Consider the following 15,431-nt stretch of genomic DNA (forward strand, 5'->3'; position numbering starts at 1 on the left):
GATGCGCCGGTTTGCTTAACAACCTGTTGCTGAACACTGTTAACCCAAGCAAAGCAGGTGTTTATGCGGCATTTTAGACCGGTGAAGCTTAAGCCTTGGCGTTCATTCGGCCGATCAGGGCGGTGGTGCTCTGGCCTTGCTTGAGGTCGGCCAGCAGCACCCTGCCGCCATAGCCCAGCACCACGTCGGAGCCGACAACGGTCTCGACGGTGTAGTCGGCGCCCTTGACCAGCACATCGGGGCGGAAGGCCTGGATCAGGTTCAGCGGGGTGTCCTCGTCGAACAGCACGACCAGATCCACCGATGACAGCGAGGCCAGGACCACAGCGCGGGCGTGTTCCTTCTGAACCGGCCGGGTTGGCCCTTTCAGTTTGGAGACCGAGGCGTCGGTGTTGAGGCCCACAATCAGCCGGTCACACGCGGCCCTGGACTGGTGCAGCAGCGACACGTGTCCGGGATGCAGCAGGTCGAAACAGCCATTGGTGAAACCCACGGTCTGGCCGCGCGCCCGCCAGCCGGCGACGATCTCGAGGGCGTGAGGCAGGTCGGCGATCTTGACCTCGGCCGGCGCGCCCGCTTCCGAGCGCGCGAGAGCGGTCAGTTCGGCGGCGGTGACCACGTCGGTGCCCAGCTTGGCCACGACAAGCCCGGCGGCGAGATTGGCCAGGCGGGCGGCGTCGGCCAAGGTGGCGCCGGCCGCGACGGCCAGGGCCAGGGTGGCGGCCACGGTGTCGCCTGCGCCGGAGACGTCAAACACCTCGACGGCGGTGGCCGGCAGATGCACGGGCGGCTGGCCGCGCACGCTGAGGGTCATGCCCGCGCCGCCCCGGGTGATCAGGGATGCGTCAAGGCACGGCGCCATGGCCAGGATCGCCGCGCCGGCGTCTTCGGAGGCTTCGTCGCTGTCGTCGGTGACGCCGGTGGCCTCGGCTGCTTCCTTGCGGTTGGGCTTGACCAGGGTCGCGCCGTCATAGCGGGCCAGGTTGCGGCTCTTGGGGTCGACGATCACCGGCTTGCCGGCGGCGCGGGCGGCGTCGATGGCGGCGCGGGTCACGGCGTCGGTCAGCACGCCCTTGGCGTAGTCCGACAGCACCACCACGTCGGCGGCGGCCAGGCGCTGGTTGAAGGCGGCCAGCAGGGCGACGGGTTCAGCGGGGCCGCGATCCTCGCGGTCGACCCGCAGCATCTGGTGCGAGCCGGAGATGTAGCGGACCTTTTCGGTCGTGCGACGCCCGGGGTCGCTGACCAGATGGGCCTCGACCCCCGCCTCGTCGTCCAGCATGGCGGTCAGGGCGCGGCCGGCGTCGTCGTTTCCGATCAGGCCGATCAGCACGGCCCGCCCGCCCAGGGCCGCGACATTGCGGGCCACATTGCCCGCGCCGCCCAGCATGGCCGTCTCGCGCTCGACGGCGATCACCGGCACCGGGGCCTCGGGCGAGATGCGGTCGACGGCGCCGTAGATGAAGCGGTCCAGCATCACGTCGCCCAGCACCAGCACGGTCTTGCCGGCGAAGGCATGGGGCAGTTGGGCCAGGGTGTCGTCCATGCGGCGGCGGCTCGTCTCGAAAAAGATCTGGCGCTTACTAGCCGTGATGGGCTTCGGCGAACAGCCCGCCGTGGGTCTCGGCCTTACCCCGGGGGTCGGGGTGGATGATGATGTCGGCGGCCGGAAAGGCCTCCAGCAGCCGGTTCTCGGCATTGACCATGATGGTGTGGGCCTCGGCCAGCGAGATCCCGGCCTCGAGGTCGGCGTGCATCTGCATGTGGACATAGGGCCCCGAGGCGCGGGTGCGCAGCTGGTGCACGCCCAGCACGCGCGGATCCTCGGTGGTCAGGGCGACGATGCGCTTGCGGTCCTCGTCGGGCAGTTCGCGGTCCATCAGCTGACTGGCGGCTTCGCGGAACACGCCGATCGCGCCCCAGATCAGCCACAGGGCGACGATCAGGCCGGCGACGGCGTCGATCCAGCCGATGCCCAGGAAAGAGGCCGCGCCGATCCCGACCAGGGCGACGGCGTTGGAGCCCAGATCGGCCGCATAGTGGGCCCGGTCGCCCGAGACCGCGATCGAGCCGGTCGATTTCAGCACCTTCGACTGGGCGATGATCAGGGCCAGGGTCAGGGCGATCGAGACGACCATCACCGCCATGGCCAGCAGGCCCTGCTCGACCGGACGCGGATTGAACATCGCCCGGATGGCTTCCTGGCCGATCAGGGCGCCGGAGGCGAAGACCAGGCCGCCCTGCATCAGGCTGGAAAAGGCTTCCGCCTTGCCGTGGCCGAAGCGGTGCTCGGCGTCCGGCGGCTCGGCCGCATAGCGCACGGCGAAGAAGGTGATCAGCGAGGCGATCAGGTCCAGGCCTGAGTCCGACAGCGAGGCCAGCATGGCCACCGAGCCGCTGGCCAGCCAGGCCAGGGTCTTGACCACGATCAGCACAGCCGCGACGGCCACCGACAGAGCGGTGACGCGACGGGTCAGGGCCTGGGTTTCAGGCGACAGGGCGGAGAGGCTCATGCCGCCTCCTTAACAAGCGACGCGGCTGCGCCCCAGCGAGAACGACTCGCGCGAGTCGTTCTCGCCTTGCCGTCAAGCGGCCTGCCGCACACCGGGCCCCACATAGACCGATTGCGGCCGGATCAGCTTGCCGCCCGCTAGCTGCTCGCGGGCATGGGCGATCCAGCCGGCCGTGCGGCCCATGGCGAACACGCAGGTGAAGCTGGACGGCGGCAGGCCCAGAGCCTCCAGCAGCAGGGCGGTATAGAACTCGACATTGGTGTCCAGCGGCCGGTCGGGCTTGCGCTCGCGCAGGATCTGCAGCGCCGCCTGCTCGACGGCCTCGGCGAAGGCCACGCGGCCGGGCAGGGCGCGGGAGGCGTCCGACAGCTGGCGCACGGCGGCCTTCAGGGCGTCGGCGCGGGGATCGCGGACGCGATAAATGCGGTGGCCAAAGCCCATCAGCCGGTCGCCGCGCGCCAGGGCCTTTTCCAGCCAGGGCCGGGCGTTTTCCGGGCTGCCGATGGCGTCCAGCATGTCGATCACCGGCCCCGGCGCGCCGCCGTGCAGCGGCCCCTTCAGGGCCGAGATCCCGCCCAGCACCGCCGAGGTCAGGCCCGCGCGGGTCGAGGCGATCACGCGGGCCGCGAAGGTCGAGGCATTGAGGCCATGGTCGCAGACCGTCACCAGATAGGCGTCCAACGCCTTGGTCTCGGCGTCGCTGGCCGGCTGGCCGCGGGTCATCCGCAGGATGTCGGCGGCGTGCGACAGGGCGGGATCGGGCGCGACGGGGGTCTGGCCGGCGGCGACGCGCAGCACGGCGGGGGTGAAGACGGCCGGCGCGGCCAGCAGCAGCAGGGCGGTGGCGAGGTCATCGCCGTCGGACAGGCGGGCCAGCAGGGCGCGCATGGCCTCGACCGGATCGCGTTTGGCCAGGGCCTCATCCAGCGCCCCGACCTCGGCGAACACCTTGACCCGCGCGGCGCCCAGCGCGGGCGCCAGATCGGCCGGTGCCTCGTCGAAAAAGCCGTCGAACAGCAGGTGGGCGGCCTGCTCGAAGGTGGTGTGGCCGGCCAGGTCCTCGACGGCGTAGCCGCGGATGACCAGACGGCCGTGGGCGCCGTCGACGTCGGACAAAACGGTGTGGGCGGCGATCACGCCTTCAAGCCCATGGGCAAGACCTTGCGACATTTGAGGTCTCCTTTCGGCCGGCAATTCGCGCTCGGCGCGCTTGATCGTCAATCTTGATCAATATAATCAATCTATATGGCGAACGACTGGCTGGACGCGGAACAGGTGCTGGAACGGCTGGGGATCCGGCCCCAGACCCTCTACGCCTATGTCAGCCGGGGCCGGATCGAGGCCGCCGCCCATCCGGATGACCCGCGCCGCAGCCTGTATCGCGCCTCCGACGTCGCCGCCCTGCACGCCCGCAAGGCCCGGGGTCGTCGCGCGGCCGATGTGGCGGCCGAGGCTATCGCCTGGGGCGAGCCGGTGCTGGCCTCGGCGATCACCACGGTGGCGGGCGGCAGGCTCTGGTATCGCGGCCGCGACGCGACGGTGCTGGCGCAAGACCACACGCTGGAACAGACGGCGCGGCTGCTGCGCGGCGGCCATGGCGCGGCGCTGAAGGCGGCGCGGGCGGGGGATGTCGTGGCCGGCGAAACCGCGCGCGCCCGGCTGTTCAACGCCCTGGCGCTGCGGGCGGGGACGGAAGCGCCGGCAAGAGGCCGCGCGCCGCTGGCCCTAGCCATGGAAGCCGCCAGCCTGCTCGACGCCGTGGTCGACGCGGCGGCGGGCGAGGTGACCGAAGGTCCCGCCCATCAGCGGCTGGCGCGGGCCTGGGGCGTCGACGCGGCGGGCGCCGACCAGCTGCGAACGGCGCTGGTGCTGCTGGCCGACCACGAACTGAACGCCTCGACCTTCGCGGCGCGGGTCGCGGCCTCGACCGGGGCGTCGCTATCGGCCGCCGCCCTGGCCGGACTCTGCGCCCTGTCGGGCCCGCTGCACGGCGGCATGGCCGCGCGGGTCGAGGCCTTTGTCGCCGAGGCCGATCGGACGGGACCCGCCAGGGCCGTGAGCGCGCGCCTGGCGCAGGGATCTTCGATGCCCGGCTTTGGGCATCCGCTCTATCCGGATGGGGATCCCCGGGCGCGAGCGCTGCTGGAAGCCTTCACGCCGCCCGCCCTGCTGGCGGATCTGCGGCGGGAGACGGAAGCCGCGACGGGGCAGCTGCCGAACATCGATTTTGCGCTGGTGAGTCTGGCCCGGGCCCTGGCCCTGCCGACCGATGCGCCGTTCATCCTGTTCGCCGTGGCGCGCACGGCCGGGTGGCTGGCCCATGCGATCGAGCAGGGGCAGACGGGGCGGTTGATCCGGCCCCGGGCGCGGTATGTGGGCGAGGCGCTGGTTGCGGGGGCTGGCGGGGGGGCAGGACAGGCGTGAAGGCGGCGGTGCAGGCTGTCGGCGCGGGAAGCGGTCGGTCCGAAGGTCTGAGAAGGGTGGTTTGCGGACATTGCTCCCTCTCCCATAGGGAGAGGGTTGGGGTGAGGGGTTACGGCGTTCGACGGAGTGCCGGCACGCCGTCAAGCCTCGTAACCCCTCACCCTCCCACCACTTCGCGGCGGGCCCCTCCCTCTCCCTAAAGGAGAGGGATTTAGGTCAGCAATGGGTCGAAAGCACGCTTTGCCCTTTCCACTCCGGCGATCGTCTCGCCGTGAGATTTAAGGATGGCTCCCTTCGGCGCGAAGGCGGGCGGGGCGCCCAGATCGAACCCTTCTCCCATAGGGAGAAGGAGGGGCCCGCGCCGCAGGCGTGGAAGGATGAGGGGTTTGCGAAGCCCGTCCGGACAGGGCAGGGCCTTCGGGCGCCAGGACGGCCAGCGGTGTAACCCCTCACCCTCCCACGCAAGCGTGGGTCCCTCCCTCTCCCTCTGGGAGAGGGCCGGGCGTACGGGGATGCACCGCTCTATATCCCCGTAGTTTCAAGAACAAACCTCAGCCCAATCAACTACTTGTAAAATAGTTGATCGCGCCAATCAGACGCGCTCAAACCGCCCGCATACTTATCTCACCCCGAGGCAAGGGAAGGGACGTCGGCCGGCGACCTGATGGGCTTTGGGGGGTGGTCGAGCGGGGCGTGTTCCGTCGGCTGTCGCTCTGGGCCCTGTTCGCCCGGTTTGCGAGGCGTGGCCTGTCCCTCCAGGGAAGGCGGGCGCCTCGGATCGGGCTTCTGGATCAATCCCTCTGCGACGGGCCGGCGGCGCGCAACAGGCACGGGCTGAAATCGCTCGTGCGGTCCAGGGTGCGCCAACATCCTGCCCGTCGGGGGCCTAACGTCGGAAGCGGGTTAAAACCCCGCGCCCCGAGGGCTCATCGGATAACGGCTGCGCGGAGCGTCTGTCTTCGTCGAAACGGTATTCACTATCCCCCTCCTCCGGGCGAGGCCCGGACGCTCCGTGACCCTTCCCATCGCCATCGCAGCGAAAGCGCGAGGCTGAGAAGCTTTGTCCGCCAGACTGGCAAGTGACGCCGCCCTCTTCGCACCTCGCCGATTCCCCCTTAGGACTGCCGTCATGACCCACGCTCATCAAGGCCGCGTTCTCGTCATCGCCGGATCGGATTCCGGCGGCGGCGCGGGCATTCAGGCCGACATCAAGACCATCACCGCCCTGGGCGGCTATGCGGCCACGGCCATCACCGCCGTGACGGTGCAGAACACCCTGGGCGTCACCGGCGTGCATCCGATCCCGCTGGAGATCATCGCCGCCCAGGCCCGCGCCGTGCTCGAAGACATCGGGGCCGACGCCATCAAGACCGGCATGTTGGGCGATGTCGGGGTGGTCGAGACGGTGGCCGTCATTCTGGAATATGCGGCCAAGGCGGGCGGCATCCCGGTGGTCGTCGATCCGGTGATGGTGGCCAAGGGCGGGGCCAGCCTGCTGGCCGATGCGGCGATCGGGGCGGTCAAGAGCCTGATGATCCCCCGCGCCGCCCTGCTGACCCCCAACGCTCCCGAGGCCGCGGCCCTGACGGGCCTGAGCGTCGAAACCACCGACGACCTGCGCCGGGCCGGCGACGCCTTGCTGGCCATGGGCGCCCGGGCGGTGCTGATGAAGGGGGGGCACATCGAGGGGGACCGGATGATCGACGTGCTGATGACCCCGGCCGGTGAAACCACCTTCGAGGGCGAGCGGATCGACACGCGCCACACCCACGGCACCGGCTGCACCCTGGCCAGCGCCTGCGCGACGGGACTGGCCCAGGGCCTGCCGCTGGAACAGGCGGTGGCGCGGGCCTGGAACTATGTGCATGAGGCGATGTTGCACGCGCCCGGCTTCGGCCAGGGGCATGGCCCTCTGGATCACGGATGGATGCTGCGCAAATGACCGGTTCCCTGGAAGCCCGCCTGATCGACATCGTCCACGGCGTACCGACCACGATGCAGGTGCTGCGCGTCGTTCGGGATCTGGATCTGCCCGATGCGATGATCTTTTCCGGCGCCATCTACCAGCCGGTCTGGAACCACCTGACCGGCCGCGCGCCCGACTACGGGATCAAGGACTATGACGTCGCCTATCACGACGCCTCCGACACCGCCTACGAGGCCGAGGATGTCGTGATCCAGCGCGTGGCCGCCGCCTTTGAGCCGCCGCTGCGCGAGTTGGTCGAGGTGCGCAACCAGGCCCGGGTGCATCTCTGGTTCGAAAAGAAGTTCGGGGCCGACGAGCCCTATCCGCCGCTGGAAAACAGCGCCGCCGCGCTGAAGCGTTTCGTGGCCACCGCCTTCTGCGTGGGCGTGCGGATGGAGGCTGATGACACGCTGAGCGTCTTTGCGCCGTTCGGGCTGGACGACCTGTTTGCGATGCATCTGCGGCCCAATCCCTTGCGGCTGAAGGGCGCCGGCGGCTGGGAACGGACCACGGGCTCGGCCCAGGCGCGCTGGCCGGAGATCACGGTGGAATAGGATGTCATCCCGGACAAGCGCGTCGCGCGCTGATCCGGGACCGACGCCTGAGCGCCGCGCTTCCGGCGGTCCCGGATCTCCAGCCGGCCTTCGCCGGGCTCGTCCGGGATGACAGATCGTAGATTGTCACCATGACAATGTTGTCTTTGATCTGTGGATCAATCCGAATTAGCCCTGTCGGCGCCTTCCTCTGAAAGATCCGCCCCATGCGCCAGTGGACCATCGACGCCTTCGCCTCTGCGCCCTTCAAGGGCAATCCCGCCTGTGTGGTTGAACCCTTCGCCGCCTGGCCGTCAACGGCCTGGATGCAGGCGATGGCGGGTGAGAACAACCAGGCCGAGACCTCGTTCCTGCTGAAGACCGCCGATCCGGCGCGCTTTGGCTTGCGTTGGTTCACGCCCACCGTCGAGGCGCCGATCTGCGGCCACGCCACCCTGGCGGCGGCCCATGCGCTGTTCTTCGAGTTGGGCGTGGAGGCGCCGCTGCTGACCTTCGACACCCAGGCCGGCTCCCTGACCGTGCGTCGCGACGGCGAGCGTCTGGAGATGGATTTTCCCGCCGATCCGCCACGCAGGACCTCGCTTCCCGAAGGCCTGACCGAGGCCCTGGGCGCCGCGCCGGTCGAAGTCTGGGCCGGCATGTATCTGATCGCGGTGATGAAGGACGAGGCGACTATCCGTGCCCTGACGCCGGATCAGGCGCAGGTGAAGCTGATTGGCGGCGAGGCTACGGGGGGTCCGGGCCAGATCGTGGCCGTGGCCCTGGCCGATCCGGGCCGGTCCTATCAGGTGGTCAGCCGTTTCTTCGCGCCGGGCTGCGGCATTCCCGAGGATCCGACGACGGGCTCGGCCCACTGCATGCTGATGCCGCTGTTTGGCGAACGGCTGGGGCGGGAGGCTCTGAGCTTCCATCAGGCCTATCCCGGGCGAGGCGGAGACCTGGACTGCGAAAGCCGCGGCGCGCGCGTTCTGTTGCGCGGCCGCGGCTTTACGGTAGTGGAAAGCCGGCTCCGTCTGGAGCCGGTCTGACCGGCGTCGGGATTACCAGCGCGGGCGATAGTCGTCGCGGTGATCGCGGTAGTCGCGGTCGCGGCCGTAGCCCGAGCCATAGTCGCGGTCGTGACGCTCGTAGCGGATGGCCGCGCTGATGCGGTCGAAGCGACGATCCAGGTCGGCGCGTTCCCAGCCGCTCAGGCCATCGCGACGATAGCGGTACTCCAGGCGGGCGGTTTCGCGCAGCTGGACGTTGAGGCGGTAGGCTTCGCCACGGCTCAGCGAGCCGTTGCGCAGACCTTGGTCAATGCGGCGCTCCAGGCGGTCCTGGCGGTGATCGAAGGACTGGGCGGACGCAACAGCGGGGACAACGGTGGCGGCCGCCAGGGCCGAGACCGCCGTGATCGAAAGAAGGATCTTTTTCATCGGTCGGTTCCTCTTGAAAAACTCCGTCGCCCGGGTGGGTGACGTTGACCTCAAGAAACTATGCCGAGCCTGAAGCGGTTCTGAGCCGCTCGTTGTCTGGCGTTCAGGTTGGGAAAATCCTGGCGAGCCGCCTTCAGGCCGCGTCGGCGAGCCGCGCGGCGGTCATGGCCGCTTCGATGGCTGCATAGAGCTTGGTCACTTCGATCGGCTTGGCGACGTGGCCGTCCATGCCGGCGGCCAGATAGCCCTCGACCTGATGGGCCAGGGCGTTGGCCGTGACCGCCACGATCGGCGTGCGGGCGCGGCCTTCGGCCCGTTCCAGTTCGCGGATGGTCCTGGCGGCCTCGACGCCGTCCATGATCGGCATGTGGATGTCCATCAGGATGATGTCGTGTCCGCCGCGCTTCCAGGCCTCGACACAGGCCGCGCCGTCGGAGACCAGTTCGACCTCGGCGCCCAGCGGAGCCAGGACGGCGGTGATGACCTTCTGATTGGTCGGATTATCGTCGGCGGCCAGCACGCGAGGACGGGTGCGAGGGGCCGCTGCGGGGGTGGCTATCGCCTCGGCGACGGTGGCCGCGGCGTCGCCCCGCGGCATGGAGAGCACTACGGTGAACGTGGAGCCCTGGCCCTCGCGGCTCTGCACGGCGATCCCGCCGCCCATCAGGGTGGCCAACTCGCGGCAGATCGCCAGGCCCAGACCCGAGCCGCCGAACTGGCGGGTCAGCGAGCTGTCGGCCTGGACGAACTTGTCAAACAGTCGCGGCTGCATCTCGGCCGGGATGCCGATACCGGTGTCAGCGACATCGATCCGAAGGCCCGAGCCATCCTCGGCGGAGGCGAACCGCACGGCCACCGCGCCAGCCGGGGTGAACTTCAGGGCATTGGAGATCAGGTTGCCGAGGATCTGCCGCAGGCGGTCAACATCGCCGCGCCAGACGCCCTGGGCTTCTGCGGCCACCGCGACTTCAAAGGCCAGTCCCTTGTCACGCGCTTCGCCGGCGAAGCTGTCGCGCAGAGAGACGGCCAAGGCGGCCAGGTCGAAGTTCTCGGCTGCCAGGTCCAGACGGCCGGCCTCGATCTTCGAGAGATCGAGCACATCGTTCAGCACGGCCAGCAGGAGGCCGCCCGACTCGCGGATCACCGACAGGCGCTCTTGCTGGGCGGGCTTGAGCTCATCCATCGCCATGACCTCGGCCATGGCCAGAACGCCGTTCAGCGGCGTGCGAATCTCGTGGCTCATATTGGCCAAGAAGTGGGATTTCAGAACATTGGCGGCGTTGGCCGCATCGCGCGCCTTGACCAGTTCGGCCATGGCTCCGCGAAGGTCCTGGTCATTGATCTCCAGCCGGCTGACCAGCTGGTTGAAGCTTTCGGTCAGGCTCTGAAAGACGTCATCCTCGCTGGTCTGCTCGACGGGGCGGAAGCGTCCGTCGGCGGCCACGGTCTGCATGGCCTCGGTCAGGCGCTGCATCGGACGGGTCATGCGGCGCGCCAGACCGTTGGCCAGCAGGATCGCAAGCCCCGCCGAGCCGAAGAACAGCGTGCCGGTCAGGGCCAGGTCGCGGGCCAGGATCTGTTCCAGCCGCGGTTCGCGGGCCACCAGGGCCAGGGTTCCGATCTGCCGGCCGTCCAGCAGGATCTTCTTCTCGACCGTCTGTGTCGCTTTTCCAGCCTCGGGCGCGGCGCCAAGGTGGGCGATCACGCGGCCGCGCAGGTCGGAAATCTGCACGCCCGCCACGTGCGGCGCGTTTGCGACGGCGGCCAGGGCGTTGCGGACGCCGACCACGTCACCAGCGGCCAGCGGCGCGGCGGCGCCCGCCGCGACCATCTGGGTCAGAACCTGATGATTGGCCCGGGCCTCCTGCCGCGCCACGCTCCATTGCTGGACCATGAAGCAGGCGCAGGCGGCGACCAGGGCGATGATCGTGGTGATCAGCGCCACACCGGCGATTCGCGCCTGGAGGGGGACGTGCGTTCGAGCGTCGGTGCTGCGCAGCGGATCAGACATGGGGAGCCCGGGTGAATGCCAAGACCCATTTTGGGGGCATCTCCCTAACGCTTCGCTTCCAAGCCGGTCAGATAGCGCGGCAAAACAACGCTAAGACGTGTTTCTGATTGCACACTCGTTAAGACTTCGTTTACCTTAATTGACAGGTTCTTAACGGGAGATGGGCATGGACAAGGTTTTTGTTGCACAACGCATCGCGACCAAGCTGTTCGCGACGGAAAACGCCGTTGACGCGGCCATGGTCGAAGCCGCCGAGCTGATGGCGGACATGCTTCGCGCCCGCAAGGACATCGGCCTGTCGGCCGTGGTCGGCGACCGCGCCAGCGCCAAGCTGGTCGAAGCTCTGGCCGCTCTGGGCGAAGCCCGCTCGGCCATGGTCGAAATGCACAATGAACTCAACGATGTGAAGCTTCGCATCGGCATCCGTACGAAGCTGATCGGCATCGAGGACAAGTCGAAGGACGGCGTTCGCGGAGAGGCCGCAGACCTGCGCGAAGTGGGTTAACTCCCGCGAACGTTGCAATACTTTAACTTCGCGAGGCCCCTAATGTGAGTTAGGGGCCTTTGACATGTTACAGCTTATCGCGCCGCTGCTCTGGATACTGTCGGTCGCAACAGTGCTTTTGGCTTGGTCGCGTGGCGGCCCTGCTGAGCGCTGGGGCGCGACAATGATCCTCGTTGGCAATCTGTTTGTTGCAGGGATTCATTTTCTCGTGCCGGCCGAACTTCAAGCCTTGGTCTTGTTGATGGGCGAAGCGGCTCTCGCGGTAGGTTTCCTGATCGTGGCCATGCGCTATTTGAGTCCCTGGCTTGGCTTGGCAATGATTCTGCAAGCGATCCAGTTCAGCCTGCACGCCTATTATCTGGTCGGCGAAAAGCCGCACGACTATTTGTATCGCGCCATCAATAACTTCAACACCTTCGCGATCCTGTTGATCATCCTGGCCGCGACGATCCTGTCCGCGCTTCGGTATCGGAGTCCCAGGGTCAAATAGTGCCGGGCCGTGGGGAAAACCCGCCGCCCGCGACAAATCTCTCCTTGCCTTTGGGCCTGAAACGGCGTTTCTCGCCGGCGGGCCACGCCCCCCCAACGGGGCGCTGTCCATCTGTAAGGATGGGAGACATCGCTATGACCACCCTCGCCAAGCCGGCGCAACGCCCGGCTCGCCCCGAGTTCTCTTCCGGCCCGTGTGCCAAAAGGCCCGGCTGGACCCCCGAAAACCTTAGAAATGCCGTGCTCGGTCGCTCGCACCGCTCCAAGCTGGGCAAGGCGCGCCTCAAGGCCGCCATCGACCAGACCCGCGAAGTGCTGGAAGTTCCGGCTGACTTCCTGATCGGCATCGTCGCCGGCTCCGACACCGGCGCCGTCGAAATGGCGATGTGGTCGATGCTGGGCGCCCGCCCCGTGCAACTGATGGCCTTCGAGTCCTTCGGCAAGGACTGGGTCACCGATGTGACCAAGCAACTGAAGCTGCCCAATGTCGAGGTGCTCGACGCCCCCTATGGCCAGCTGCCTGATACGTCCAAGGTCGATCCGGCCAAGGATCTGGTCTTCACCTGGAACGGCACCACCTCGGGCGTTCGCGTCCCGAACGCCGACTTCATCTCGGCCGACCGTGAAGGCATCACCATTTGCGACGCCACCAGCGCCGCCTTCGCCCAGGACCTGGACTGGACCAAGCTGGATGTCGTGACCTTCTCCTGGCAAAAGGCGCTCGGCGGCGAAGGCGCGCATGGCGTGTTGATCCTGTCGCCCCGCGCCGTGGCTCGCCTCGAGAGCTACACGCCGGCCTGGCCGATGCCCAAGCTGTTCCGCATGACCAAGGCCAACAAGGATGGGGGCAACACGGTTTCCCTCGATATCTTTGAGGGTGCGACCATCAACACCCCCTCGATGCTCTGCGTCGAAGACGCCCTGGACGCCCTGAAATGGGCCTCGTCCATAGGCGGTCTGGAAGGCATGCAATCGCGTGCCGACCAGAACCTGGCAGTCATCGCCGACTGGGTGGCCAAGACCCCGTGGGTCGATTTCCTGGCCGCCACGCCGGACATCCGCTCCAACACCTCGGTGTGCCTCAAGGTCGTCGATCCCGCGATCGCCGCCCTGCCCGAAGACGCCCAGGCCGACTTCGCCAAGAAGCTGGCCAGCCTGCTCGAGAAAGAGGGCGCCGCCCTCGATATCGGCGGCTATCGCGACGCCCCGGCCGGGCTGCGCATCTGGTGCGGCGCCACAGTCGAGGCTTCGGATCTGGAAGCTCTGCCCCCCTGGCTGGACTGGGCCTTCGCCACCGTCTGCGCCGAGCTGGTCGCCGCCTAAACACCTCCCAACACGACTGGAATCCTCGTCCCTCGACCTGTTCGGGACGGGGGTTTCAGACCCCCCCATCGCAGCCGCCGCCCGAAATCCGTCGAAGGACGGGGCCGGCTCTCCAGGATCGGACACCTCATCATGGCTCCCCGCGTTCTCATCGCTGACAAGCTCAGCCCCGCCGCCGTCGACATCTTCAAGAACCGCGGCGTCGATTTCGACATCAAGGTCGGTCTGTCGAAAGACGAACTGATCGCCGTCATCGGCGACTATGACGGCATCGCCATCCGCTCGGGCGCCAAGCTCGACAAGGACGTCATCGCCGCCGCCCACAAGCTGCAGGTCATCGCCCGGGCCGGCATCGGCGTCGACAATGTCGACATCCCCGCCGCCACCGCCAAGGGCGTGGTGGTGATGAACACCCCGTTCGGCAACTCGATCACCACGGCCGAGCACGCCATCGCCATGATGTTCGCCCTGGCCCGCCAGCTGCCGGCGGCCGACGCCAGCACCCAGGCCGGCAAGTGGGAAAAGAACCGCTTCATGGGTGTGGAGCTGTACGCCAAGACCCTGGGCCTGATCGGGGCCGGCAATATCGGCGGCATCGTCGCCGACCGGGCCCTGGGCCTGAAGATGAAGGTCGTCGCCTACGACCCGTTCCTGTCGCCCGAGCGCGCCATCGAGATGGGTGTCGAGAAGGTCGAGCTGGAAGACCTGCTGGCCCGCGCCGACGTCATCACCCTGCACACCCCGCTGACCGACAAGACCCGCAACATCCTGTCGGCCGAGAACCTGGCCAAGACCAAGAAGGGCGTGCTGATCGTCAACTGCGCCCGCGGCGGTCTGGTCGACGAGGTCGCCCTGCGCGCCCTGCTCGACAGCGGCCATGTCGGCGGCGCGGGCTTTGACGTGTTCGTCACCGAGCCGGCCAAGGAAAACCCGCTGTTCGGTTCGGACCGCGTCGTGGCCACCCCGCACCTGGGCGCCAGCACCAACGAAGCCCAGGAAAACGTCGCCCTGCAGGTCGCCGAGCAGATGAGTGACTATCTGCTGACCGGCGCTGTCACCAACGCCCTGAACAGCCCGTCGATCACGGCTGAAGAGGCCCCCAAGCTGAAGCCGTTTGTGGCCCTGGCGGAAAAGATTGGGGCCCTGGCCGGCCAGATGGTCGACTTCGGCATCAAGGCCATCGACATCGCCTATGAGGGCGAGGTCGCCAATCTCAACGTCAAGCCGATGACCTCGGCGGCGCTGGCCGGGATTCTCAAGCCGATGCTGGCCGAGATCAACATGGTCTCCGCGCCGGCCGTGGCCAAGGAGCGCGGCATCACCGTCTCCGAGAGCCGCCAGGAGGTCAGCCCCACCTACGACAGCCTGATGCGTATCACCATCACCACCGAAAAGGGCAAGCGCGCCTTTGCCGGCACGGTGATCGCCGGCGCCCCGCGCGTCGTCGAGGTCAAGGGCATGGAGCTGGACGCGGCCTTCTCGCCGGCCATGCTCTACATCAACAATCTCGACAAGCCGGGCTTCATCGGCGCCCTGGGCATGCTGCTGGGCGAGGCGGGCGTCAACATCGCCACCTTCAACCTGGGCCGGCTGTCGGCCGACGAGGACGCCATCGCCCTGGTCGGCGTCGACCAGGCCCCGAGCGCCGAACTTCTGGCCAAGATCCAGGCTCTGCCGCACGTCAAGGAAGCGCGCGCGCTGACGTTCTAGGCTTTGCGATTTCGTCATCCTGGGGCGGCATAATCGCCGTTCCCGGGATGATGAATGGGTTTCAAGGTAGGGCATGTCGCTGTTTCAGAACCGCAAGGTCAATCGCCTGGCCTTGGCCGTCTTCGTGTCGGCGTCGCTGTTCACCCTGTGGCGGGCCGTGCTGCCGGATGACGGCGGCGTCTCCTTCATTCCGTGGGACAAGGCCAAGCATTTCATCGCCTTCTATGTGCTGACCGCCCTGGCGGTCGCCGCCCTGCCGGCCAGTCGCTTCTGGCGCATCGGCGCGGTTCTCTTGACCTTTGGCGTCGGCATCGAGGTGGTTCAGGCTCTGGTCGGCCGTGACGCCGCGTTTGGCGACGTGGTGGCCGACGCCTGCGGGATCGGGGCGCTGTTTGGGCCGATCGTCTTGCGCGCCTGGACCAGGCCGATGCCGGCCGCCGCCTAGAGCGAAACGCGCGGTACAAGAATCGCGCACTTCGCTCTAGCTTTTTGTTTTCGCATCGTTTTTGCGGAAAACC

Annotated in this window: 15 protein-coding genes; 10 read left to right on the forward strand and 5 right to left on the reverse strand. The window is 67.9% G+C overall.

From position 1 onward, the window contains the following. Positions 1–88: 88 nt before the first annotated feature. The 3 genes from rfaE1 to ACN2C8_RS17920 all read right to left on the reverse strand — a co-directional run bounded on the left by rfaE1 (position 89) and on the right by ACN2C8_RS17920 (position 3,683). The gene (rfaE1, locus tag ACN2C8_RS17910) at positions 89–1,546 is read right to left on the reverse strand and encodes a D-glycero-beta-D-manno-heptose-7-phosphate kinase (protein ID WP_419253387.1); all 1,458 of its coding nucleotides are present in this window, start codon (positions 1,544–1,546) and stop codon (positions 89–91) included. Positions 1,547–1,583: 37 nt separating this feature from the next. Beyond that, positions 1,584–2,513: a cation diffusion facilitator family transporter gene (locus tag ACN2C8_RS17915; protein WP_419253388.1), complete on the reverse strand. Its 930-nt coding sequence runs from the start codon at positions 2,511–2,513 to the stop codon at positions 1,584–1,586. Between the two features lie 72 nt (positions 2,514–2,585). After that, on the reverse strand, positions 2,586–3,683 hold the full coding sequence (locus ACN2C8_RS17920; protein WP_419253389.1) for a citrate synthase/methylcitrate synthase: 1,098 nt from the start codon (positions 3,681–3,683) through the stop codon (positions 2,586–2,588). A gap of 75 nt (positions 3,684–3,758) precedes the next feature. On the opposite strand from ACN2C8_RS17920, the gene ACN2C8_RS17925 reads away from it, so the two are divergent. The 5 genes from ACN2C8_RS17925 to ACN2C8_RS17945 all read left to right on the forward strand — a co-directional run bounded on the left by ACN2C8_RS17925 (position 3,759) and on the right by ACN2C8_RS17945 (position 8,485). Then, the gene (locus ACN2C8_RS17925) at positions 3,759–4,937 is read left to right on the forward strand and encodes a citrate synthase family protein (protein WP_419253390.1); all 1,179 of its coding nucleotides are present in this window, start codon (positions 3,759–3,761) and stop codon (positions 4,935–4,937) included. Positions 4,938–4,993: 56 nt separating this feature from the next. After that, positions 4,994–5,137 carry a hypothetical protein gene (locus tag ACN2C8_RS17930; RefSeq protein WP_419255917.1) on the forward strand — a complete coding sequence of 48 codons (144 nt, stop codon included), beginning with the start codon at positions 4,994–4,996 and terminating at the stop codon, positions 5,135–5,137. A gap of 929 nt (positions 5,138–6,066) precedes the next feature. Beyond that, the gene (gene thiD, locus ACN2C8_RS17935) at positions 6,067–6,879 is read left to right on the forward strand and encodes a bifunctional hydroxymethylpyrimidine kinase/phosphomethylpyrimidine kinase (RefSeq protein WP_419253391.1); all 813 of its coding nucleotides are present in this window, start codon (positions 6,067–6,069) and stop codon (positions 6,877–6,879) included. After that, positions 6,876–7,457 (forward strand): nucleotidyltransferase family protein, encoded by a 582-nt coding sequence (locus ACN2C8_RS17940; RefSeq protein WP_419253392.1) that lies wholly within the window; start codon positions 6,876–6,878, stop codon positions 7,455–7,457. Before thiD ends, ACN2C8_RS17940 begins: the two co-directional genes overlap by 4 nt. Positions 7,458–7,663: 206 nt before the next feature. Next, entirely contained in the window at positions 7,664–8,485 is an 822-nt protein-coding gene (locus tag ACN2C8_RS17945; RefSeq protein WP_419253394.1) for a PhzF family phenazine biosynthesis protein, read from the forward strand. A 12-nt stretch (positions 8,486–8,497) separates the two neighbouring features. On the opposite strand, the gene ACN2C8_RS17950 is transcribed toward ACN2C8_RS17945, so the two are convergent. Together ACN2C8_RS17950 and ACN2C8_RS17955 are read right to left on the reverse strand one after the other, a co-directional pair. Next, entirely contained in the window at positions 8,498–8,875 is a 378-nt protein-coding gene (locus tag ACN2C8_RS17950) for a hypothetical protein (RefSeq protein WP_419253395.1), read from the reverse strand. A gap of 133 nt (positions 8,876–9,008) precedes the next feature. After that, a complete protein-coding gene (locus ACN2C8_RS17955) occupies positions 9,009–10,886 on the reverse strand; it encodes an ATP-binding protein (protein WP_419253396.1) in 1,878 nt (625 codons plus the stop codon). 166 nt (positions 10,887–11,052) lie between these two features. On the opposite strand from ACN2C8_RS17955, the gene ACN2C8_RS17960 reads away from it, so the two are divergent. The 5 genes from ACN2C8_RS17960 to ACN2C8_RS17980 all read left to right on the forward strand — a co-directional run bounded on the left by ACN2C8_RS17960 (position 11,053) and on the right by ACN2C8_RS17980 (position 15,358). Continuing rightward, positions 11,053–11,391 (forward strand): hypothetical protein, encoded by a 339-nt coding sequence (locus ACN2C8_RS17960; protein WP_419253397.1) that lies wholly within the window; start codon positions 11,053–11,055, stop codon positions 11,389–11,391. Between the two features lie 64 nt (positions 11,392–11,455). Further along, entirely contained in the window at positions 11,456–11,881 is a 426-nt protein-coding gene (locus tag ACN2C8_RS17965) for a hypothetical protein (RefSeq protein WP_419253399.1), read from the forward strand. Between the two features lie 134 nt (positions 11,882–12,015). Further along, positions 12,016–13,203 carry a phosphoserine transaminase gene (locus ACN2C8_RS17970; RefSeq protein WP_419253400.1) on the forward strand — a complete coding sequence of 396 codons (1,188 nt, stop codon included), beginning with the start codon at positions 12,016–12,018 and terminating at the stop codon, positions 13,201–13,203. A gap of 129 nt (positions 13,204–13,332) precedes the next feature. Then, positions 13,333–14,913, forward strand: a complete 1,581-nt coding sequence (gene serA, locus ACN2C8_RS17975; RefSeq protein ID WP_419255918.1) for a phosphoglycerate dehydrogenase — start codon at positions 13,333–13,335, stop codon at positions 14,911–14,913. A gap of 73 nt (positions 14,914–14,986) precedes the next feature. Continuing rightward, positions 14,987–15,358, forward strand: coding sequence for a VanZ family protein (locus ACN2C8_RS17980; protein WP_419253401.1), 372 nt, complete (start codon positions 14,987–14,989; stop codon positions 15,356–15,358). Positions 15,359–15,431: the final 73 nt, after the last annotated feature.

Origin of the sequence: Caulobacter sp. ErkDOM-C (assembly GCF_048541825.1) — a bacterium.
Lineage (GTDB): Bacteria > Pseudomonadota > Alphaproteobacteria > Caulobacterales > Caulobacteraceae > Caulobacter.